Here is a 20,033-nt window from a genome sequence, read left to right as displayed (position 1 = left end):
CGACGCGGCTTTCTGTCCGTCTCCCGAGTGAACACTCGCCAGGCGAATGGGGGCATGTCGGCAGTCAAGGAGTGCGAATGGGCTAAGGGCGGGATTCAATTCATTCTTTTTGCGTCATCCCTGGCTATGGTTTCCGTGCGTTGCCGGGCACTTGCCCCGGGCAACGCCCACCCGCAGACATGGAGTGACGGCGTGATGGAACGTCCGAAATACCTGGTCACCGGAGGAGCCGGCTTCATCGGCTCCCATCTCGTTGATGCACTTCTGGCGCGTGGTGAGCCGGTCGTTGCACTCGACGACATCAGTACGGGAAGCCTGGTGAACCTTGCCCGAGCGCGCGAGCAGGGTCACTTCCAGTTCGTCCACGGTTCCGTGCTGGACACATCGCTCGTCGACAAGCTGGTCAGCGAATGCGATGTCGTGGTGCATCTGGCGGCGGCCGTAGGTGTGAAACTCATCGTCGAACAGCCACTGAATTCCTTCACCATCAACACCAAGGGCACTGAAACGGTGCTCAGTTCCGCTCACCGCCATGGCCGCAAAGTCATCATTGCCAGCACGTCGGAGATCTACGGCAAGAACTCGTCCGGACCGCTGAGCGAGACATCCGACCGCGTCCTCGGCAGCACCTCTGTCGCGCGTTGGTCCTACAGCACCGCCAAGGCGGTCGACGAGATCCTTGCCGAGCTCTATCGCAGGGAGTACGGACTGCGGTCCATCATCGTGCGGTTCTTCAACACCGTCGGCCCTCGACAGAGCCCCGCCTACGGCATGGTCATCCCGAGATTCGCCCGTCAGGCAGTCAGGGGAGAACCCCTCACCGTCTACGGCACCGGACAGCAGAGCCGGTGCTTCCTCCATGTAGCGGATGTGGTCCAAGCGCTCCTGTTGCTGATCGACCGTCCGGAGGCGGTGGGCCAGACCTTCAACATCGGGAGCGACGAGGAGATCAGCGTTCTGGATCTGGCGCGGCGGATCATCGCGTGCGCCAAGAGCAGTTCGACGGTGCACCGTCTCTCGTACAGCGAGGTCTACGGACCGGAGTTCGAGGACATGGAGCGCCGGGTCCCCGACACCACGAAACTCAGGAACTTCACCGGCTGGAAGCCGCAACGGGACCTCGACGACGTTTTGGACGACGCTGTCGAAGACGCCCGGAGCGACGTGAGGAGGCAGGCACTCGGGGCTGCCGCCGACAGCTCGGCGAAGGGAGGAACAGGCGACCCCAAAGGCCGGACGGCGCTGGTGGGTCCATGTCCGGTCTGAGTCCGTGGCTCGTGTCGGCAGTTGCAGGTGTGGGGGCGCTCTTCATCGCCGCCCTGCTGACCGAGCCCCTGCGACGCCTGGCCCTGCGGCGCGGCTACACCGACCAGCCGAGCGCACGCAAAGCCCATGTCCATCCCACTCCGTATCTCGGCGGCATCGCGGTCGCGATCGCCACGGTCGGCTCGGCGTGTGCGGCGACAGTCGCCGTGACGGGGACCGACGCCACGGTCGCCGTCCTGCTCGCAAGCGCCTCGCTCATCGCCCTGCTGGGCCTCGGCGACGACCTGCGTCCGCTCAGCATTCGTCTGCGTCTGTGTGTCGAGGCCGCGGCAGCCCTGGCGGTGGTGCTGTGGTGCGGCCATCCCGTTCTCTTCGGTTCATGGTTCGACGTGGTGTTCGCGGTCGGGTGGATCCTCTTCACCACCAACGCGTTCAACCTGCTGGACAACATGGACGGGGTGGTGTCCACCGTGACCGCCGTCACCGCGGGATTCCTGTGCTGCGCCGCCCTCTCCGTCGGACTGGCCGGCCTTGCCCCGGTCATGGCTGCCCTCGCCGGAGCCAGCGCGGGCTTCCTCTTCCACAACTGGCATCCCGCGCGGATCTTTCTCGGTGACGCGGGCTCGCTCTTCGTGGGCTTTCTGGTGGCGTCCGCCACCGTGACCCTGCACCGGGACACCGCCGCCCTTTCCGGGTACACGAGTCTGTTGCTCATCACGCTGGTGGTCACCGCGGACACCGGCCTGGTCATGGTCGCCCGCCGCAGGGAGGGCAGGCCTCTGCTCCAGGGCGGCAGGGACCACATCGCCCACCGGCTGCGCAGCCTCGGACTGACCGTCCGTCAGGTGACTGTTGTCATCGGCGGTTTCGCGACCATGTCGTGCCTGACTGCGGTGCTCGTCATGTTCAGGGTGTTCCCGCAGAGCGCCGTGCTGGCCGCGGTGGTCGTGGTGACCGCGGTGACCGCGCTGGCGTGGGGTCTGCTGCTGAGAGTCCCTGTGTACACGTAGCGGCGCGGACAGAGTTGAGGGGAGCCCCGGCGCATCGCCGGGGCTCCCCTCGATTCAGTGGTCAGCCCACTTCCACCGTGAGGCGCTCGGCAGGTACCGCCGCCTCGTACTCGGGCAGGGTACGGAACCAGCGCACGGTCTCGGCCAGCCCCTGCTCCAGCGGCACTTGGGCGACATCCGGGAAGAGTTCGCGCAGAAGGCCGCCCGAGGCCTGGGAGTGTCGGACGTCTCCCGGCCTCGCCGCCTCGTGCCGGATGTCGGCCGGAGACCCGATGATGTCCGCGAGCTGCCGGGTCAGGTCGATGACCGGCACCCGCGTGCCGAAGGCCAGGTTGACCGGACCGGGGCACGTGACCTTGCGCAGGACAGCGTCGGCCAGCACCCTGACGACGGTTCCGATGTAGGTGAAGTCCCGCGTCTGCAGTCCGTCGCCGAAGATTCTCACCGGCGTGCCGCGCAGCAGGGCATCGATGAAGGCCGGTACGACGGCGGCATAGGCGTGACCCGCCGACTGCAACGGCCCGTAGACATTGAAGAACCGGAACGCCAGGACCGGGAGGCCGAACGAGGCCCCGTAGGCAAGGACATACGACTCGGTGGCGAGCTTGCTCGCGGCGTAGGGGCTCATGGGCCGCGTGGGCAGGTCCTCGTGCTTGGGAAGTACGGGGACGGCTCCGTAGACCGAGGAGGACGAGGCGGCGACCACGGGGACGCGATGGCGTCGGCATGCCTCGAGGACGTACACCGTCCCGTTCGCGTTGACGTTGTGACTGGCGACGGGGTCCGCCAGAGACCGCGGTACGGACGGGCGGGCCGCGAGGTGGACGACAGCATCCACTCCCGACACGATGTCGTCGAGGAGTTCGGGGTCGAGAATGCTGCCCTCGATCAGCTCCGCGTCGACTCCCGCCAGGTTGGCCGCGAATCCAGTGCTCAGGTCATCCAGAGCGATGACCTTGCTCACGGTCGGACGTGATGCGAGCTCTCGGCAGAGGTTGGCACCGATGAATCCGGCACCTCCGGTGACTAGGACGTTCACAGTGCTGACCTTTCGAACGGGGATGCGGTCCACCAGTGGCGGGCGACCGCGATGGAGGTGTAGAGAGCCTGCGTGTCGGCCACCAGACGTTCCTCGCCGAAGTGCCGGGCGGTGAACGTTCGCGCCCGCGCCCCCATCTCCTGGCGCAGTTGTCCGTCGCGCAGAAGCTTCACCGTGTGCCGGGTGAGTTCGGTGGACGACGGCGGTGCCAGGAACCCCGTCGTGCCGTCCTGCACGACCTCCGCGACGCTGCCGACGTTCGTGGCAACCACCGGAAGTCCCGCCAGCCCGGCCTCGATCAGGCTGACGGGCATGCCTTCGTTGTCCGAGGTGAGCAACACCAGGTCGGCGGCCGCGTAGACGGTCTCCACATCCGCGCGCCAGCCCAGCCGGTGGAGCGAGTCACCGAGTTCGGCGATCGCCTGCGGATCAGGCTCGAAGTCACCTTCTCCGCACACCACGAAATGCGTTGCGGGAACGGCGCGGCGCACTTCGCGGGCCACGGCCAGAAAGCGATCGGGTCGCTTGATTCCGGTAATTCGCCCCACATAGGCGACCACGGGACAGTCCTGCGGAAGACCGAGCAACCGCCGGGCTTCCGAGGATTTTGGTGCACCTGCGAGCCTGGTTCCCGGTGGCACGACCGTATATTGCTTCACCTTTCCGATTCCGGCGGCGAGCAGGTCGTCCCGCACCCGGCTGCCGACGGCTACCAGCCGATCGCTGAACGCTGCCAGCGAGCGCTCTGCCTGCACCACGACGCGGGTCTTCGCCGGGGAGAAATAGCCGTGCAGGAGATGGCCGTGAAAGGTGTGCACCCTTGAGGGGACACGCGCCATGACGGCGGCCGCCCGACCGAGGGCACCCGCTTTCGCCGTGTGAGTGTGGACGATATGGGGCCGGAATCGGCGCATGGCTCTGGCCAGTTCGACAACACAGCGCACATCGTCGGTGGGCCTTACGGCCCGTCCCAGCCATTCGAGCCGCTGGACCGGCAGGTCGGCCGCTCGCTGATCCAGATAGTCCGCCTCACCCGAACCCACCTGACCGGTGATCAGCAGATGGTCAAATAGTTCGGGGTCCAGCCCTCGCATGAGGGCCGAGACCTGAACTGCCGGACCACCGACGTTCATTCGCGTGATGACCCTCATCACGCGCAGGCGTGGAATGCCGGAACCCGTACCTCGGTGCGTGGTGGTCGACATGTGCCCGATATTAAGCCGAGCGCACTCCGGTATCCGGCAAGGGCGCGAATTGGGTTTCCATCGCTTTGGGCCCGGAAATATTTCGACAGGCCAAGGAGCCCGCCGGCAACCCGCTATTCGGTCGATTCTCGTATCCGTCACCGCAGCGTCGACGCTTTTCTCGACCGGCGTCTGGTATACCGCGTCAGTACGCGCGTTTCTCCTCGGGTCGAGCACAAGGGGTGGCGCCGGCGCCTGCGGTACATGCCCCCAGAAGGAAGGAGACCTTGAGGTGATCGACTGCACCAGCGAGGTGGAGCAGGGTAAGCGCTTCGCCTTTGGCCAGAATTGGCAGAAGTTCAGCCGGCTGGTCGACGAGGACCGTATTGCCGCCGCACGGGAATCCCTCGTGGCGGCCTTGGGAACCGGCGACCTCACGGGGCGCGCCTTCCTGGACATCGGCTGCGGCAGCGGGCTCTTCTCGCTGGCCGCGCATCAACTCGGTGCGAAGGTGCACTCCTTCGACTACGACCCCGACGCCGTGGCGACCACCAAGCAGCTGCGCGACCGGTACGCACCCGGCAGCGACTGGCGTGTCGAGCAGGGTTCCGTGCTCGATTCCACCCTCGTCTCCCGCCTCGGACAGTTCGACATCGTCTACTCCTGGGGCGTGCTGCACCACACGGGCGCCATGTGGGAGGCGTTGGACACCGCCTGCCGACTGGTCGCTCCCGGCGGCTTGCTGTACGTGTCGATCTACAACGATCAGGGTCTGCGCAGCCGGGTATGGAGGGGCGTCAAGCGCACCTACAACTCCTCCGGCCCGCTGGCGCGACGTCTGCTGGTCGCCGGGAGCGGGTTGTACCTGAGGACTCCCCAGAAAGCGGTCACCCTGCTGAAGTCGGTCACGACGGGGCGACGTCCCGCCGGCGGTGAGGACCGCCGCGCTCGCGGGATGTCGGCCCGCTACGACCTCATCGACTGGGTCGGAGGCTATCCCTTCGAAGTCGCCGCTCCGGAGGAGGTGTTCCGTCTGGGCCGGCGCCATGGGTTGGAGCTGCGCCATCTCAAGACCTGCGGAGGGGGTCTGGGCTGCAACGAGTACGTTTTCGCCGCGATCACCGATCACGACAGCGTGCAGACGTCGCCCGCCGCTCGCAGCGTGACAGCCGCCGCCTGACGTTCGTCAGGAACCGAGGCCCGTACGAACCGAGGCCGTACGAACCGCCCGCGCCGGGTGCGAACCGCCCGGCGCGGGCGGCGCCGCGTTCCCGGCCGAGGGGTTATCCGCGCTCCAGCAGTTTCCGGTAAAGGCTGACGTGCCGTTCCACCATGGTGTCCGCGCTCAGGTGCGCAAGTGCCCATTCCCGGGCGGCCTTTCCCAGTCGTGCGGCGGCGGTGTGGTCCGTGAGCATCCAGTGCAGGCCCTCCGCCAGAGCTTCGGCATCAGCCGCTGGTACCAGCACCCCACGGTCGCGCAGCAGTTCAGGTGTTCCGCCGACGGCGGTGGCCACCACCGGCCGGCCGGCGGCCATGGCTTCCATGATCGCGTTGCTCAAGCCCTCCTCCAGGGAAGGCAGTACGACGACGTCCGCGCGGGCGAGGAATGCGGCCACATCAGTGCGATGGCCCAGAAAGCGTACGTCGATGCCCAGCCGCTCTGCCTGCTGCTCCAGATCGGGCCGCTGCGGACCCTCCCCGATCAGGACGAGTGTGCAGCGCTGCCCCCGCTGCTGCAGCCGGCAGACGGCGTCCAGCAGGTACTGGTGGCCCTTGTACGTACGCAGGTTGGCGACGCACAGCACCACGGGCAGATCTGTTGTCAGGTCAGCCGGTGCGACCGCCAGGAAATCCTGCTCCTCCATGCCGTTGTGAATGACGGCGATCTTGTCCTGCGGCAGACCCTCCTGGCGCAGGGCGTCCGCGGCGACGGCATGTGCGTTCGCCACGACGAAGTCGGTCATACCTGTGGCCACGCGCTCCACGGCCAGCTGCACGCGGCGCCCCTCCTTGAACGTGCCCAGACTGCGCCGCCCGGCCACGCACACCGGAACACGCGCCAAACGCGCCGCGGGAGCCGCCGCGATGTAGCAGTGGAACAAGTAGGCGTGCAGTACTTGTGGTCGCGTGTGCCGCAGGTGCGCCACGAGCCGGGCGAACGCCCGCAGGGCGGCACCGGTGTCGTTGACGGCGCGCCGGAGATCCACCCATGGCCGCGTGATTCCCCGGTAACCCAGGCTGACGATCCTCACTCCGGAACCGGCCAGCTCTTCCTCACGCGGCCCTCGCTCGCACAGCAGGAGCAACGTGGTCTCAATGCCTTGAGCGACCAGACCACGAGCCAGCATCACGACCTGCTTCTCGGCCCCGCCCAGCCCCAATTGACCGATCATGAGGCTCACTCGCGCCAGCTCATTACCGGTGGCGGCATTCCCGGTGATCTGTACGGCCTCGGTGTCGCGGCATCCAGTCACTGATCACAGCTCCGTCCAGCAGCAGTTCCGCACACGCGGGGTGCTCCTTCCCTCCAGGCTCTCAGTCGCATTTGTTCTGGTGTCGATCGCGACGCGCCGTCGTCCGGGTGAACGGCCGCTCGGCGGTGGTCGGCAGTCCGCAGGCCTCTGTCGGATGGCAGTCAGACGGCAGCCCGCTTGTCCGGTACGCAGCGACGCGCGGTGGCGAGAAGGGTGAGGAAGTCGGCGGCCGTGGGAAGCAGTTGCCGGGCCGGGACGCCTGTCATCCTGGTGAACAGTCGCGTCTGAAGGGCGGCCAGCAGTACGTATGCCAGCGAGGACGCCAGCGCGCAGCCCGCAGCACCCCACAGGGGAATCAGCAGCAGGTTCAGTGCGATGTTGAGCGCCAACGAGATCACGGACGGGACGACGACCGTCCGCGCGCGGCGCGACCGCAGCAGGTAGGTGCTCGGAAGCCGGCTCGCCCCCAGGGCCATCACGCCGGGAGCCAGCAGCATCACGAGGGGAACGGCTTCGGCGTACGCCGCACCGTACACGGCGGAAACGAGCACCGGCGCGGCCATTGTCAGCACGAGTGCCGAGCCCGTGGCCAGCAGGACCGCGTACCGGGTGATCCGGGCGGTGACGTCGGCGGATTCGGTGTCGCTGGAGCTGAACTGGCGCTTGAGCATCACCTGGGAGACGACATCCGCCAGCATCCGGCTGTACCCGGCCAGGCCGACAGCCAGGGAGTAGATGCCCACCTCCCGCGCGCCGGTGAGTGCGCTGAGCAGGTAGATGTCGGCGTTCATCAAGAGGTACACCGAGGCGGGTCCGAGGTGGTAGCGGGCGCCGGTGGTCACAGTCGTGCACGCCAGCTTCAGGTCCCGGCGGCGTCCCGCAGCCGCCCCCGCGGCGGTGAACACCACCAGGGGGACACATCCGGCGGCGACCCACACGATTACCGCAGCTTCGACACTCAAGCGCCCCCCGGCCGCCAGTGCGGCCACCACGGCGCACTGGGCGAGCGCACCTGCCAGCATCGACCAATTCGCCACATCGACCCGCCCCCGCAGCAGCACGATGTTTCCGGCGTAGTTCGATGCGATGCCGAAGGGCACGCTGAGGCAGGCCATCATCACCAGGTACTGCCCTGGCAGGTTCAGTCTTTCAGGGCCGACCACGGCCACAAAAGCGGTCCCCGCCAGCCCGCTGAGCGTCCCGAGGGCGAGTGCGAGTGGCACGCTGTTGCCCGCGAGTGCCTCGCGGCGCTCCGTGCCGGTCCACAAGGCGCTCTGCGCCTGCTCCCCCGACAGGTGCCCCAGCATGGTGGCGGTTGTGGCGACCGTGACTGCCATGTAGTAGACACCGCGGCCCTCCGGCTCCAGCGACTGGGCGATAACAGCGCTGGTGACCACGGAGAGCACCAGGCAGGCAGCCCTGCTGCCCAGTATGCCGAGAACCTGTCGCGCGGTGTCAGCCACAGTGCCCCTGGGCGGCGGGTTCGGGAGGGGCAGTTGTGGTGTCGCAGGTGGTCTCGGCGCATGTGCGATGCCACAGCTCGAACTGGAGCAGTGACCACAGCCGCGTGGAGCGGTCGCGCCCTTCGTCATGGTCCTGCAGCAGTCCGCGCACGACCTCGGGCCGGAACAGCCCACGAGAGCGAGCGGTGTGGTCGGTCAGCAGATCGAAAGCCAGCGGTCGCAGCTCGCAGCGCAGCCAGTCGGCCAGCGGCACCCCGAAGCCGGCCTTGGGCCGGGTGATCAGCTCGGACGGCAGCCACGGAGCCATCGCCTTCTTCAACAGGGCCTTGGTCACTTGGCCGTCGACCTTCCAGCGCCCGGGCAGCCCCGCGGCCCACTCCATCAAATGGTGGTCCAGGAAGGGAGAGCGGGCCTCCAGCGAGTGAGCCATCGTGGTGATGTCCACCTTCACGAGCAGGTCTCCCGGCAGGTAGGTGTTGACGTCGACGTCCATCAACCGGTTGACGTCCTCGTCTGCACGGGACGTGTCGAACACCTCCCCGATCAGCTCGTAGCTGTCGAGGTGGTCCAGTTGCTCGTGCATCGCATCCGTGTAGAGAGCGTCCTTGTTCTCGTTGGTGAAGTAGGACATGAGGCTGGCGTAGCGGTGCTGTGGCGTCTCGCCCAGGAGCCGCAACCCCCGTCCGACCCTGCGCAACCGGGGTGCGGTGCCGGCCTCCGCCAGTGCCGAGCCGACACGGTTCAGCACGCCGTGCAGCCGACGGGGGGCTTGACGCCGACCCACCTTCTTCATGTACGCATAGCGCCGGTAGCCTCCGAAGCTCTCGTCCCCGCCGTCGCCGTTGAGCACCACCGTCACATGCCGACGGCTCAGTTCGGCCACGAAGAAGGAGGGGATGGCCGAGGAGTCGGCGAACGGCTCGTCGAAATGCCGCGTCACCGTGGGCAGAACCTCCAGCGCGGCCGATCCCGCCACCACGAACTCATGGTGGTCGGTTCCATAGCGGCGCGCCACGGTCGCCGCGTAGGAACGCTCGTCGAAACGCTGGTCGTCGAATCCGATGCAGAACGTCTTCACGGGCCGGTCACTGAGCCGGGCCATGGCGGCCACCACCGCGGAGGAGTCGATGCCACCGGACAGAAACGCCCCCAGCGGACGCTCGCTGACCATCCGGACCCGCGTCGCATCCAGCAGCAATTCCCTTGCCTGCTGGGCCGCGTCCTGCTCGGAGCCCACCGGCCGGGGTGTGAAGTCCAGCTTCCAGTAGCGCTTCAGACTCACCTCTCCGTCCTGCCAGACCAGCAGGTGCCCGGGGGAGAGCTTCTGGACTCCGCGGTAGATCGACCAGGGGGCGGGCACGTACTGGTAGGTCAGATAGTGATGCAGAGCCACCGGGTCCACCTCACGGGAGACCGCCGGATCGGCCATGAGGGCCTTCAGCTCCGACGCGAACGCCAGTGAGGTCCCCGACTGCCGGTAGTACAGCGGCTTCTTGCCCACCCGGTCTCGTGCGAGCAGCAGCCGGCGCCGTGACATGTCCCAGATCGCGAAGGCGAACATCCCCCGCAGCTGGGCGACCAGGTCCTCGCCGTGCTCCTCGTAGAGGTGGACCAGTACCTCGGTGTCGCCGTCGGTGGCGAACCGGTGCCCGCGCGCGATCAGTTGCTCGCGCAGCTCGACGAAGTTGTAGATCTCTCCGTTGAAGACCGCCGCGACGGTGCGGTCCTCGTTGTAAACGGGCTGCCCTCCGCCGACCACGTCGATGATGGCGAGTCGCCGCATCCCCAGCGCCGCGTTGGCGTCGGTGTGGTAGCCCTCACCGTCGGGCCCCCGATGAGTGATGAGGCGGCACATCGCCCGCACCTGCTCGGGATCGGGAGGGCTGGTGGACACGATTCCAGCTACACCGCACATAAACGCTCCCATGTGTTGCACCGTTCGGATGACCGGTCCGCCAACATCGCGGGCTCCCGCTCGCCGGTGCACTGCCTCGCGGGCTGACCGCAGAGGCCCTGAGATACATACCACACATTTACGGCTATTTCGGCTGGTTTACCACGCAACGCCCGCCCCTCGATTCGGGAAACGCCGCGGTGTGCTCTGAATCGGTGACCTCTTCTGGTGGGTGATTGGTGGGTCTCGTGATTCGGTTGCACGCCTAACTCGTCGTAATATGCGGCAAGAACACGACACGCGAGTGCTTGCCCGCCGCAATGCGAACGATCAGTTAGCTTGTCCTGCATGCACAGGAGATTGGCCGATGGCCTCGCGGAGAAGAACCGGGACGGTGGCTGGTTCGAAACGCTTCAGTGTCCCAACTGCCGTGCGCGGCTTCACGGAGTTACCACACTGACCTGCGAAAGGTGCAGACGGACCTATCCGGTGCGTGACGGGATCCCGCGGTTCGTTCCCGAGGACAACTACGCGAATTCGTTCGGGTATCAATGGAATGTGCATCGGCTTACCCAGCTCGACTCGTATGTGGGGCTCCCCGTATCAAGAGATCGCCTGCTGCGGGAGAGTTGCTGGAGTGCTGATGAACTTCAGGACCGCGAAGTTCTCGAGTGCGGAAGCGGCGCCGGACGCTTCACGGAAGTGCTGTGCCAGACGGGCGCTGCCGTAACCTCCTTCGACATTTCCCATGCGGTGGACGCCAACGCCGCATCCAATGGCCGCTTCGCCAACCTGCGTCTACTCCAGGCCAGCATGTACGACCTTCCCCTGGTGGACGAGTCGTTCGACTACCTCGTCTGCCTCGGGGTCATCCAGCACACGCCGGACGTCGAGCGATCCTTCAAGACGATCTTCCGTTACCTCCGGCCCGGTGGAAAGTTCTGCATCGACGTGTACGCGGCGATCGTCGCCTATCCGCATCTACGGCAACTGCTGAGGCCCGTCACCAAGCGAATTTCTCCCGGCAAGCTCTATAGCGTTGTCGAATCCGTGGCGCCACGACTGCTGCCTGTTTCCATGCGACTCGGCGCAGTTCCGCGGGTGGGCGACTACCTGACCCGGCTGGTTCCTGTCGCCAATCACCGCCACCTCGGGCTGACCGACTCCGAAACCTTGCGGACCTGGACGATCCTGGACACCTTCGACTGGCTCTCGCCTCAATTCGAGCGGCCCCAGCCGCGGCGCCGACTCGAGCGCTGGTGCCGGGATCTTCGCCTGAGCGAATTCGAGATCGAACGCATTCGCGGGCTCTATGTCGTCCGTGGAACGAAGTAATACAGATCGAAAGAGGCCGGTTGACCATGCGCGCAACGACCGTGCTCAGAAAACCGGCCGGTCCTCATCCGTCCCCGACCGACAGCCCGCGACGTACTTTCCTGGGCGCTCTTGCGGTACTCACCGCAGCGGCGGTTCTTCACGTCGGTGTTGTTCTGGTCGTTCACTCGCAGACCAATGGCGACGCGCTCTTTCCGGATGCTCAGGGCTATAGATCCGCCAGCGACATGATTGCCGCGGCCTGGCGCAGCGGGATCCCCTGGGAGCCGCGCAATATCTCGGGCATGGTCGGTTCCGCGGTGTGGGGCTACCCGGCGATCATGGCGCTGTGCAGGCTCCTGACCGGTGGTGGGTGGCTGGCCGCCAAGACGGTTCTGGCTCTTCTCGCGGCCACCGGCGCGGTCGCCGCGTACGGACTGGCCCTCACATCCGGGCGGGGGCGCAAGCGCGCCGCCGCCGCCGGACTGATGGTGGGCGCAAGTCCGTCCCTCTTGCTGTGGGACGCCTGGGGCCTGAAGGACGGGCTGATCACCAGCATCGTCCTGTGGTCCCTGCTCGTGCAGACCCGTGCGCGCTTCTCGCTCGCCTGTTTCAGCACGCTGGTGAGCATCTACGCATGTCTGTACCTCAGACCAACGGCAGCCCTCTTTCTCGGGGTTGCTCTGCTCGCCCGGGTGAGATTCCGCCGTGAGTACCTGGCGGGTTCACTTGTCCTCGTCGGGGCCGCCGCCGTCTTCATTCTTCCTCGTGTGATGACGCTCTTCGGCCTTGTGGACAGTCTGGAGGTCCACGACGGAACCCGTCTCGCCTTCGGCGGGGGATACGGCTCCCAGAACCTGCTGAATCATCCTCAGTATCTGGTGACCTTGCTGCTCGGGCCGTTCCCGTGGGAGTTCGGGCCGGAGACCGCCGTGCCGGAACGCTGGCTCTATCTGGGGACGATCATCTGGATCGCTTGCCTTTTCCTTGGTCCGACCGCACTGCGCAGGGCCTGGGCGGACACCACGGGGGTCGGGCGCGCCGCCGTGCTGGGGGCCTCAGCCTATGCCGCTGCTTATATGGCGGCTTTCGGCGGAGCCTTTTACCGGCAGCGTTCCCTGCTCGAATGCATGCTGCTCCTTCTCGTGGTGCTCTATCTTCCTCTCTCTCCGGCCAGGGCCATGATGCGGATCCACGTGTGGCTCGCCGCCATCGCTGCCGTGGCCGTTGTGCACAGCCCGCACCTCACGCCCACGGCGTGGAGCAAGTGCCTGGCGGTGTGCGTCCTGGGTCTGGCCGTTCCTCTGGCCTTCACGTACGGCCGGCGTGGTGCGGCACGTCGATTTCGTGAACGCCACACGTAGACACGCCTGTTGAAAGGATTTCCAGGTGTCGGCTTCTTCGCCGAGTCCCCGCCCTTCGCAGTGCTCGGCCGTGAGTGAACCGTTCCGTGTGCTTGTCGTCTGCACCGGGAACCTGCATCGCTCACCCCTGGCGGAGCGTCTGCTGGCCTTCCGGCTCGCCTCGGCCGGGGGCAGGTTCCGGGTGTCGAGCGCGGGAACCATCGCGGTGAACGGGGCGCCGATGGACCCGGCCGCAGCCTCCCTGCTCACCGAGTTGGGCGGGGACCCCGCCGGTGCCGCCGCCCGACGGCTCACCGCGCCTCTCGTGAAGGATGCGGAACTGGTGTTGGGCGCCGCGACCGAGCACCGCGAGGCGGCCGTCCGGCTCTCCCCGGTGCATGGGCTCGGACGCGCCTTTACGTTGCGGGAGTTCGCGCGGCTGCTGCACGAGGACGACGCGGCCGGTCTGACCGACCCGGTCGAGCGGGCCGCGGCCCTGACCAGAGGGGCCGCGGCCCGGCGGGGAGCAAGCGGCGGGGGATCGCGGGACGACGACCTGGACGACCCCTATGGTGCGTCCGAGGAGGAGGCAAGGGCGTGCGCCGCCCGGATCGCGGAAGCGGTGGAAGGGATCACCGCGGCAGTGCTGGGCTGACCGGTGGGGTCCCCGCTCAGTACCCCCTTGCAGCCCGAGGAGGGGTGCACTGTGGCGTGCAGCGGACGCGGAAGCCGTTGGTTCAGCACGGTGGGCGCGTCGTCGGCCGGAGGCTCCAGCAGCTGCAGCATTACGGTACGGCTGCTGCCCGCAGGTACCTCGACGTCGAGCGTGTACACCGGATGCCCGCGCTCGATGCCCGGTGACGTGAGAGCCGTGCGCCCGTCGACCGTCGCCTTGATCAGATCCGCCCCGGCAGTCGCGTAGTAGGAGACGAGCAGGCGATTGTCACCGTCGTGCGTTGCATACGGCGGCTTGTCCAGGCGGTCGGTGACGTATGTGGGAAGCCCTTGGGACGGCGCGTTGTTGGCGACGACGGCTTTGACCGTGACCTCGCGGCCGGCCGCGGTGCAGCGACCGGGACGCCAGTCCAGGGTGCGGTCGAGGTAGTAGTCCAGCTTGGTGCCGGCGGCATTGTTGACCACCAGCCCGGCGTAGGGCTCCGGCTTCAGCGGCAGGGAGCCGCCGACCGGGCGTGACTCCAGCTCCCGCTGCTCGTCGCGGTGGGCGCTCCAGATGTTCATCTGCCCGTTGCTCAGGACGTCGTACAGGCCGAGCAGCAGCCCCGGCCGCCGCTGGGGATCTTCGGCGGCGGCCAGCAACTGCCCGGCAGAGGCACGGGCCATGTCGAGCAGGAAGGCCTTGCGCTTGAGCGGGTCCGAGTACCGCGTGTAGTTGGTGCGCTCGCTGAGATCCACCACATTGTCCGCGGTGACGACGGTGCCGTCGGTCGTGCGCGTCGGCCCGGTGGCTGCCAGCAGTCGGGCCAGCACGCCCGGGTCCAGTGAGAGCACGCCGTCGACACGCTCGCCACTCCTGTCGAGCCAGGCGGCCGACCAGATGCGTGCTGCGTAGGGGAAGTGCGGGCTCATATTGGAATTGGGCCATGTGTTCACGGCGTCGTAGTGTCCGTACATGGCGGTGAATTCGGCACCGAGATCCACCTTGGGGTGGGTGGTCACCATCTCGGCGTCGTGTCCGAAGTGTGTCAGGGCCAGCCGGCCCCTGTCGGCCGTCATCAGGGCATGAGCACCGGGCATTCCGCCGGTTCCCCGCGCCTCGGCGGGGTTCTGGAACACCACCAGGTAGCGCCGTGGACGGTCTTCCCCCAGCATCAGCGGCAGGAGGCGGGCGCCGGTTGCGGCGTCCTCCACAGCGGGCGCCATCCGGTCGAGCCGGCCGAGGAGTTCGTCCCGGACCCGGTCCAGGGCGGGCAGCCAGGTGTGGCTGGGCAGCTTGCGGGTCTCCGCACGGGTCACGGCCACCTGGCGTGAGACGTTCTCGAGAGCCGGGGCGGCCTTGCGCAGTTCGGAGAGGTCCAAGTGGCCGCCGTCGGCGCCTGCATCGTCGGCGAGGTTGCCGGCGGTCCGTACGACGGCGGGCAGAACGTCACCGGTCAGTCGGTCGACGGCCTTGGCCGTACCGCGAACCGTCTCGACCGTGCCGCCGAGGCCCGGCAGATACGCGGCCATGGACCAAGCGGGTCCGGTGGTGAGGCGGTGCGCCCGGTCCGCGTGCGCCGCAGCGGACCGGGCAGCGGCTTCGCCGCGCTCACGGCGGCCCGCTGCGTCCTTCGCCGTCGAGACCGACGAGGCGGGCGCCGTCACCGAGTTCCGCAGCGTTTCCAGGGCGCCGCGGGCCGCGAGCAGCTCGCTACGGGCGTACAGGCCGGTGACGACCAGCCAGCACGAACCGGTGAGGAGAGTGGCTGCCGTTGCCCACATCAGCGGCCGGGCGCGGCGGTGATTCCGTCGCACCAGGCCGGTGACGTGGGACACAACCGCGCTGCCTTGGAGTTTGCGGGTCGTCCACGGCATCCGCTGGCCTCTCAGCCGCGTTCGGTGTGGCTGCGCCGCCGCCTGACGATCACGAGTGACCCGCTGCCGAGAAGCACCAGAGCGCCTGCCGCGCTGAGCAGCGCCACCGTCGCATCCGAGGAACCTGTCTTCGCGAGCTGCGAGGGGTCGTGATGATGGCCCGGGTGGCCGGGGCGTCCGTGGTTGTCCCAGGGACCGTCCCCGTCGCGGGTGACGGTCAGCGCCGCCGAGAGCCAATTTCCGGATGACCGGCCCTTGAGCGTGAAGCGGTAGTCACCGGGGCGAACGTCCTCGGGGATGGTGACCGTTCCGCTCACAGCTCCGTCGGCGTCGGCTGTGAAGGTGCCCAGGTACACGGGGTCCCCGTGTCCGCCTCCGTGTCCGCCACCTTCTCCGCTGTCCACCGCGGGCGACACGATGGGCAGAACGGACGACGGCGATGTCCTGAGTGCGGCCGTGGACGCGCCGCTTCGGGTGGTGGCGGCACCACCGGGGAGCAGGAGCGCGACTACCTCCTCATTCGCCTCGAAGCACGTCGCGGAGAAGGTGAGCTCATCACCGGGGGCCACGGTGTCATCGCTCAGCTCAGGGGGAGGACATGGCGGGTACTGTGCGTAGGCCGGCTCGGCAAGCACCATCGGAGCGGCGGCAATCAGGGCTGCGGTGGCGGCGGCCATGGCGACACGCCGTCTTGATCGTCTGAGCATCGGGTTCGGCTCCTTCAGAAGGCCTTGGGCAGTGATCGTTTGTTGTTCTCGGCGCGGGGTGGACGACTTCTGGGGCCATGACTCGGACAGCAAGGCATCGACCGAATAAGCAACACAATCCATAGACGTGGGCGGTTCAGGACAAACAGGCTCGCCAGGGTGTTCCACGGGTCGGCGCACCGGTTGCACCCGACTGGCTCCCCAGCACTCGCGCCTGCGGCCCGCTTCTGGTGAGGCCTCGACGCTCACGGACACACAGTCCTCGCTCCCGCTTACGCAGCGTCAGCGAATCAGCAGCAGGTCAGCATGAGCCGTGCATACATCGCCGTGGCTGCCCGGGACGAGCCCGAGCTGGCGGGATCGGGCGATCAGGGATCGGTGATGACGGATCAACGGTGGTTGTAGCCTTGCACGGCCTCGTTCAACAACCGTTGGAGTTCGCGTGAGTGATGGGCCGGCTCGGGGCCTCGTGGGAACGGTGCGCAGTATCGACTCTCTGCTGGACCGCATGGGATTGATCCGCGGGGACGTGCTGCGGGTGGAGGGCGAGGGCGGGCTGTCGTATGCCTCGGGGGTGGCGGCCCAGGAGGTACGGGAGTTGCTGCGTGGCGAGCGGCTCGGTGGGCCTGGCCCGGGTGTGGACGTGGTCGAGGCGCGCCACCGGCGCGTGGTCGAGCGGATATTGTTCCTGCGCGCGACGCGGCTGCGCGCGGCCTCGGACGGCAGCAGGCGGGCGTACTCCCTGGCGGAGATCGCGGCCGGCGCGGGAACGAGCGCGCAGTGGCTGGACAAGATGATCAAGACCGGCCGCGCTCCGAACCTCGACCACGCCGCCGGGATCGCGGCATTCTTCGGGGAGAAGATCGAGTTCCTGGTCGCCGAGCCCGCCGAGGCGCTGGACCGCGTCCTGCAGCAGATCCACAAGGACCTGCTGGAGCGGACCGTGGAGCGCCAGGACCAGGATCTGCGGCGCCTGCGGAACGCGGGGCCCGCGAGCGAGGTGGATCCCGCGCTCGGCGTGGTCGCGTACGCCGCCCGGGCTCTGGCCGACGTACCGGACGACACCGCCCAGCCCCTGATCGCGCTGATCGAATCCGTGGCGCGGCGGTCCCGGGAGGAGCGTGCCCGGGAGGCTCGGGCCGCCCTCGAGACAACAGTGGTGCACAATGACGTCGATTGATCGCGGCGGCGTGGACACCACGGCTCACCAGCGGTAACGCGCAAGGAACGATGCATGGGGGGCTGTGCATCCGGCACGAGGGACGGGTGGCACGGGTGGGGGTCTCGCGCGAGATGAAGCGGTATCGCGACGCGCTGTTCATGGGGCTGCCGCAGCCGGTTCCCGAGCAGCCGGTGGAGCTGCTGAAGGCGATCTGCGCGTGTGCGGCACGGAGCAGCGGGCGCGAAGTGCGCCTGATGCTCGAGGAGTTCCCGCCGGGCTCGGTGACGGGCCTGTGGCTGGACATGGGCGACTACGATCTGATCGTCCTCGAGGCGAACACCTCTCCCCTGCACCAGGTCGTGATCCTGGGGCATGAGCTGTGGCACCTCAAGGAGGGGCACTGCGGTCATGGCAGCGCGGCCGGTGCGATGGCCGCGGCCCGCATGGTGGGGGACCGCTGGAGCCCTGCCGACGCGGTCGCCCACGTCGCCGCCCGTACGGAGCCGGACCTCGAAGAGGAGCGGCGTGCGGAGAGATTCGGCCGTATGCTCGCCGACCGGGTCAGGCCCTGCCTGGAGCGCACGCGTAGCACGACACCATTCGGCGGAGTGGCCGGCCGCATCTGGGCCTCGCTCAGAGGATGACGGGCGAGAAGGCGTGAATCTCTACATCCCGGCCGCCGCGCTCGGCATCGTGCTGGCCGTCAAACTTCCCTCGTTGGTGAGGCGCCGGCGCAGTCCCATGGTCCGCAGCGTCAACGCCGTGATCTTCCTGCAGGCCGCGGCGTTCTTCTTCTCGGCGCCCCCGACGATCACGGTCGTCAACGAGATGTCGGGCGTCAGCAACTTCTCGGCGGTGCTGGTCTACTGCATCCTCTCCGCTTACGCATGTGCCTGCCGGGTCCTCATGGAGAACTGGCGCGAGGACGTGGAGGTCCTCCCCCACACACGCCGCCGCGTCAGGCGTTGGATCTGGGGCCACGGTGTCGTGACCATCCTCCTCATCGGCTGTTTCGCACTGGGCGAGGCGCCGGTCGAACGGCAGCGTGACTTCGAGACGTATTACGCCAACACCCCCTTCATGCGCGAGATGGTGCTGCTCTGCCTGCTCGCCGTCACCGCGGCTGCCGCCGCGGCGGCAGCCGCGTGCTGGAACTGGGCGCGCGACATCCGCAGGGAGTGCCCGCAGCGGAAGACACCGGCCGGAGGCTTGCTGCGCATCGGGCTCACCGTCCTGGCCGTCGGCTTCCTGACCAACGTCACCTACGGTGTGGCCAAGCTCGCCGCGGTCGTGGCCGCCTGGAGCGGCCGGGACTGGGAACCGCTCAACCGGGCGGCCGTGTCGTTCGCCTGCCTCGGCACCCTCCTCATCGCCGTCGGCTTCCTCATCCCCATCGTCGGACCCTGGATCACCGCGCGGGTGTTCGGGCCTCTGTGGACCCTGCGTTCCCTGGGCCCCCTGCGGCGGACGTTATGTCGCGCCGGTGGTCCCCGGGGCCCGGTGCGGCTCTCCACTCCCTGGAACGCCGGTCCGGGCCGGCGCCTCACGGACCGGATGACCGACATCCACGACCGGATGCTGGAGCTGGGGGCGTACTGCTCGGAGGGGGTACGGGCGGACGCCTACGCCCGGGCCCGCGAGGGCGGCAGCACGGAGGCCGAGAGTGTCGCCTTCGGCCTGGCCGCCATGTTCACGGCCGCGGCGGACGCCCGCGCCCTCGCGATGCCCGCCGACAAGGAACAAGGCGTGGTGGCGGTTCGGGCGCTGCGGGCCGCCGAAGCCGAGTACCGCGACCTTTTGGTCGGCATCTCCCGGGCTCTTCCGGCCTTGGCCGTCATGCCTCACGGGGCTCCTGCGGGAGCGGCAGATTCCCCGAGTCCGGACCGGCACCCCTCCGGGCACACGTGAGCTGACCTCGGCTTCCGTGCCGGACAGGGCCCTGTTGGCGTACTTCTGTACCTCCGGGCCCGCCAGCATCAGCAGCTTGGAGGCCTCGACGCGCATGTCCTCCAGCCGTGCCGTGAACTGGTCCGTGGTGAGGAACTTCTCCAGCGCGGCCGGCGAGCCGTCGGTGAGGGCGGCGTTGCCCGCCTTCGTCACGGCCTTCCCGCTGGTGGCCATCACCGTGGCGGTGGCCACTCGCAGGTCCTCCACGTGGGCGGACTTGAAGCCGCCCGCGAGGAACGCGGAGATGGCGGAGTCACCGTCGTTGAGCGCGCCGGTCGCTTCACGACGGGTCCCCTTGCCGACCACCGCGAGGCTGCGCCGCCTACTCCAATAAATGGTGTCCAAAACGGTCCTTCGCTATCGGCGCATGGCGCGCCGCAAAAGAGTGCGACGGGTCCAGGGCGGCAAGGTGTGAGTCGCGTTTCAATCGCCGGACCATGGAACGCATTGCGAGGTCCGAGAGGCGCGCAGCATGACCCTACGCGGGACACATGGCCTTGGCCAGACGGAAGATGACGGAGAATCAACTTCCGTTTATTCAAACCCAGCTTGACTGGGCCTCGGTGTGGCCCAACTCGCTGTCCAAATCGGACATGAACTCCCTGAGTGATACATACTCACTGGTCAGCGCCTCGATCCCATGTGAGCCGGATCACTTGCCCATGAGGTCCGTCGACCGCCCTTCACCGTCGGCGAGT

Annotated in this window: 16 protein-coding genes and 2 pseudogenes; 10 read left to right on the top strand and 8 right to left on the bottom strand. The window is 67.8% G+C overall.

Annotated features, from left to right (window positions below; translation table 11 throughout):
- The first annotated feature begins 54 nt into the window (after positions 1–54).
- Entirely contained in the window at positions 55–1,266 is a 1,212-nt protein-coding gene (locus tag OHA61_RS04910) for an NAD-dependent epimerase/dehydratase family protein (protein ID WP_361904681.1), read from the top strand.
- Positions 1,254–2,276 carry an MraY family glycosyltransferase gene (locus tag OHA61_RS04905; protein ID WP_406301865.1) on the top strand — a complete coding sequence of 341 codons (1,023 nt, stop codon included), beginning with the start codon at positions 1,254–1,256 and terminating at the stop codon, positions 2,274–2,276. Before OHA61_RS04910 ends, OHA61_RS04905 begins: the two co-directional genes overlap by 13 nt.
- A 61-nt stretch (positions 2,277–2,337) precedes the next feature.
- Here OHA61_RS04905 and OHA61_RS04900 read toward each other — a convergent pair whose 3' ends face one another.
- Positions 2,338–3,315 carry an NAD-dependent epimerase/dehydratase family protein gene (locus OHA61_RS04900; protein WP_406301864.1) on the bottom strand — a complete coding sequence of 326 codons (978 nt, stop codon included), beginning with the start codon at positions 3,313–3,315 and terminating at the stop codon, positions 2,338–2,340.
- Positions 3,312–4,520 (bottom strand): glycosyltransferase, encoded by a 1,209-nt coding sequence (locus tag OHA61_RS04895; protein WP_406301863.1) that lies wholly within the window; start codon positions 4,518–4,520, stop codon positions 3,312–3,314. The genes OHA61_RS04900 and OHA61_RS04895 overlap by 4 nt, the downstream gene beginning before the upstream one ends.
- A 271-nt stretch (positions 4,521–4,791) precedes the next feature.
- On the opposite strand from OHA61_RS04895, the gene OHA61_RS04890 reads away from it, so the two are divergent.
- Positions 4,792–5,679, top strand: coding sequence for a class I SAM-dependent methyltransferase (locus OHA61_RS04890; RefSeq protein ID WP_406301862.1), 888 nt, complete (start codon positions 4,792–4,794; stop codon positions 5,677–5,679).
- 103 nt (positions 5,680–5,782) lie between these two features.
- On the opposite strand, the gene OHA61_RS04885 is transcribed toward OHA61_RS04890, so the two are convergent.
- The 3 genes from OHA61_RS04885 to asnB all read right to left on the bottom strand — a co-directional run bounded on the left by OHA61_RS04885 (position 5,783) and on the right by asnB (position 10,351).
- Positions 5,783–6,973 (bottom strand): glycosyltransferase, encoded by a 1,191-nt coding sequence (locus OHA61_RS04885; RefSeq protein ID WP_406301861.1) that lies wholly within the window; start codon positions 6,971–6,973, stop codon positions 5,783–5,785.
- Between the two features lie 161 nt (positions 6,974–7,134).
- Positions 7,135–8,436, bottom strand: a complete 1,302-nt coding sequence (locus OHA61_RS04880) for a lipopolysaccharide biosynthesis protein (protein ID WP_406301860.1) — start codon at positions 8,434–8,436, stop codon at positions 7,135–7,137.
- The gene (gene asnB / locus OHA61_RS04875; protein ID WP_406301859.1) at positions 8,429–10,351 is read right to left on the bottom strand and encodes an asparagine synthase (glutamine-hydrolyzing); all 1,923 of its coding nucleotides are present in this window, start codon (positions 10,349–10,351) and stop codon (positions 8,429–8,431) included. The genes OHA61_RS04880 and asnB overlap by 8 nt, the downstream gene beginning before the upstream one ends.
- Before the next feature lie 327 nt (positions 10,352–10,678).
- On the opposite strand from asnB, the pseudogene OHA61_RS04870 reads away from it, so the two are divergent.
- The 4 genes and pseudogenes from OHA61_RS04870 to OHA61_RS04855 all read left to right on the top strand — a co-directional run.
- Positions 10,679–10,819, top strand: a pseudogene (locus OHA61_RS04870) (hypothetical protein); the annotation flags it as partial.
- Positions 10,820–11,665, top strand: a complete 846-nt coding sequence (locus tag OHA61_RS04865; protein ID WP_406307279.1) for a class I SAM-dependent methyltransferase — start codon at positions 10,820–10,822, stop codon at positions 11,663–11,665. It abuts the pseudogene before it with no gap.
- Positions 11,666–11,691: 26 nt separating this feature from the next.
- Positions 11,692–13,008, top strand: coding sequence for a hypothetical protein (locus tag OHA61_RS04860; RefSeq protein WP_406301858.1), 1,317 nt, complete (start codon positions 11,692–11,694; stop codon positions 13,006–13,008).
- A gap of 70 nt (positions 13,009–13,078) precedes the next feature.
- On the top strand, positions 13,079–13,642 hold the full coding sequence (locus OHA61_RS04855) for a low molecular weight phosphatase family protein (RefSeq protein ID WP_406301857.1): 564 nt from the start codon (positions 13,079–13,081) through the stop codon (positions 13,640–13,642).
- Here the strand turns inward: OHA61_RS04855 and OHA61_RS04850 are convergent.
- Together OHA61_RS04850 and OHA61_RS04845 are read right to left on the bottom strand one after the other, a co-directional pair.
- On the bottom strand, positions 13,555–15,519 hold the full coding sequence (locus tag OHA61_RS04850; RefSeq protein ID WP_406301856.1) for a DUF4012 domain-containing protein: 1,965 nt from the start codon (positions 15,517–15,519) through the stop codon (positions 13,555–13,557). The two genes, OHA61_RS04855 and OHA61_RS04850, sit on opposite strands and share 88 nt — an antisense overlap.
- An 11-nt stretch (positions 15,520–15,530) precedes the next feature.
- Positions 15,531–16,226 (bottom strand): LPXTG cell wall anchor domain-containing protein, encoded by a 696-nt coding sequence (locus OHA61_RS04845; protein WP_406301855.1) that lies wholly within the window; start codon positions 16,224–16,226, stop codon positions 15,531–15,533.
- Positions 16,227–16,734: 508 nt separating this feature from the next.
- Here OHA61_RS04845 and OHA61_RS04840 point away from each other — a divergent pair.
- Genes OHA61_RS04840 through OHA61_RS04830 form a run of 3 tightly spaced genes read left to right on the top strand, consistent with a single transcriptional unit; the run spans position 16,735 to position 19,296 of the window.
- Positions 16,735–17,406, top strand: coding sequence for a hypothetical protein (locus tag OHA61_RS04840; RefSeq protein ID WP_406301854.1), 672 nt, complete (start codon positions 16,735–16,737; stop codon positions 17,404–17,406).
- A 50-nt stretch (positions 17,407–17,456) separates the two neighbouring features.
- Entirely contained in the window at positions 17,457–18,032 is a 576-nt protein-coding gene (locus OHA61_RS04835; protein ID WP_406301853.1) for a toxin-antitoxin system, toxin component, read from the top strand.
- Between the two features lie 13 nt (positions 18,033–18,045).
- On the top strand, positions 18,046–19,296 hold the full coding sequence (locus OHA61_RS04830) for a DUF6545 domain-containing protein (RefSeq protein ID WP_406301852.1): 1,251 nt from the start codon (positions 18,046–18,048) through the stop codon (positions 19,294–19,296).
- A gap of 15 nt (positions 19,297–19,311) precedes the next feature.
- Here the strand turns inward: OHA61_RS04830 and OHA61_RS04825 are convergent.
- A pseudogene (locus OHA61_RS04825) lies at positions 19,312–19,509 on the bottom strand (ALF repeat-containing protein); the annotation flags it as partial.
- Positions 19,510–20,033: the final 524 nt, after the last annotated feature.

Source organism: Streptomyces sp. NBC_00885, assembly GCF_045207475.1.
Taxonomy (GTDB): Bacteria; Actinomycetota; Actinomycetes; order Streptomycetales; family Streptomycetaceae; genus Streptomyces.
The sequence above is the reverse complement of the archived record's forward strand: the minus strand, read 5'-3'. Positions and strand labels throughout refer to the sequence as shown.

Coding starts and splice junctions, on each gene's coding strand:
- OHA61_RS04910 (WP_361904681.1), top strand. CDS start 55: ATGTCGGCAGTCAAGGAGTGCGAATGGGCTAAGGGCGGGATTCAATTC.
- OHA61_RS04905 (WP_406301865.1), top strand. CDS start 1,254: ATGTCCGGTCTGAGTCCGTGGCTCGTGTCGGCAGTTGCAGGTGTGGGG.
- OHA61_RS04895 (WP_406301863.1), bottom strand. CDS start 4,520: ATGTCGACCACCACGCACCGAGGTACGGGTTCCGGCATTCCACGCCTG.
- asnB (WP_406301859.1), bottom strand. CDS start 10,351: ATGTGCGGTGTAGCTGGAATCGTGTCCACCAGCCCTCCCGATCCCGAG.
- OHA61_RS04860 (WP_406301858.1), top strand. CDS start 11,692: ATGCGCGCAACGACCGTGCTCAGAAAACCGGCCGGTCCTCATCCGTCC.
- OHA61_RS04850 (WP_406301856.1), bottom strand. CDS start 15,519: ATGCCGTGGACGACCCGCAAACTCCAAGGCAGCGCGGTTGTGTCCCAC.
- OHA61_RS04845 (WP_406301855.1), bottom strand. CDS start 16,226: ATGCTCAGACGATCAAGACGGCGTGTCGCCATGGCCGCCGCCACCGCA.
- OHA61_RS04840 (WP_406301854.1), top strand. CDS start 16,735: ATGGGATTGATCCGCGGGGACGTGCTGCGGGTGGAGGGCGAGGGCGGG.
- OHA61_RS04835 (WP_406301853.1), top strand. CDS start 17,457: ATGCATGGGGGGCTGTGCATCCGGCACGAGGGACGGGTGGCACGGGTG.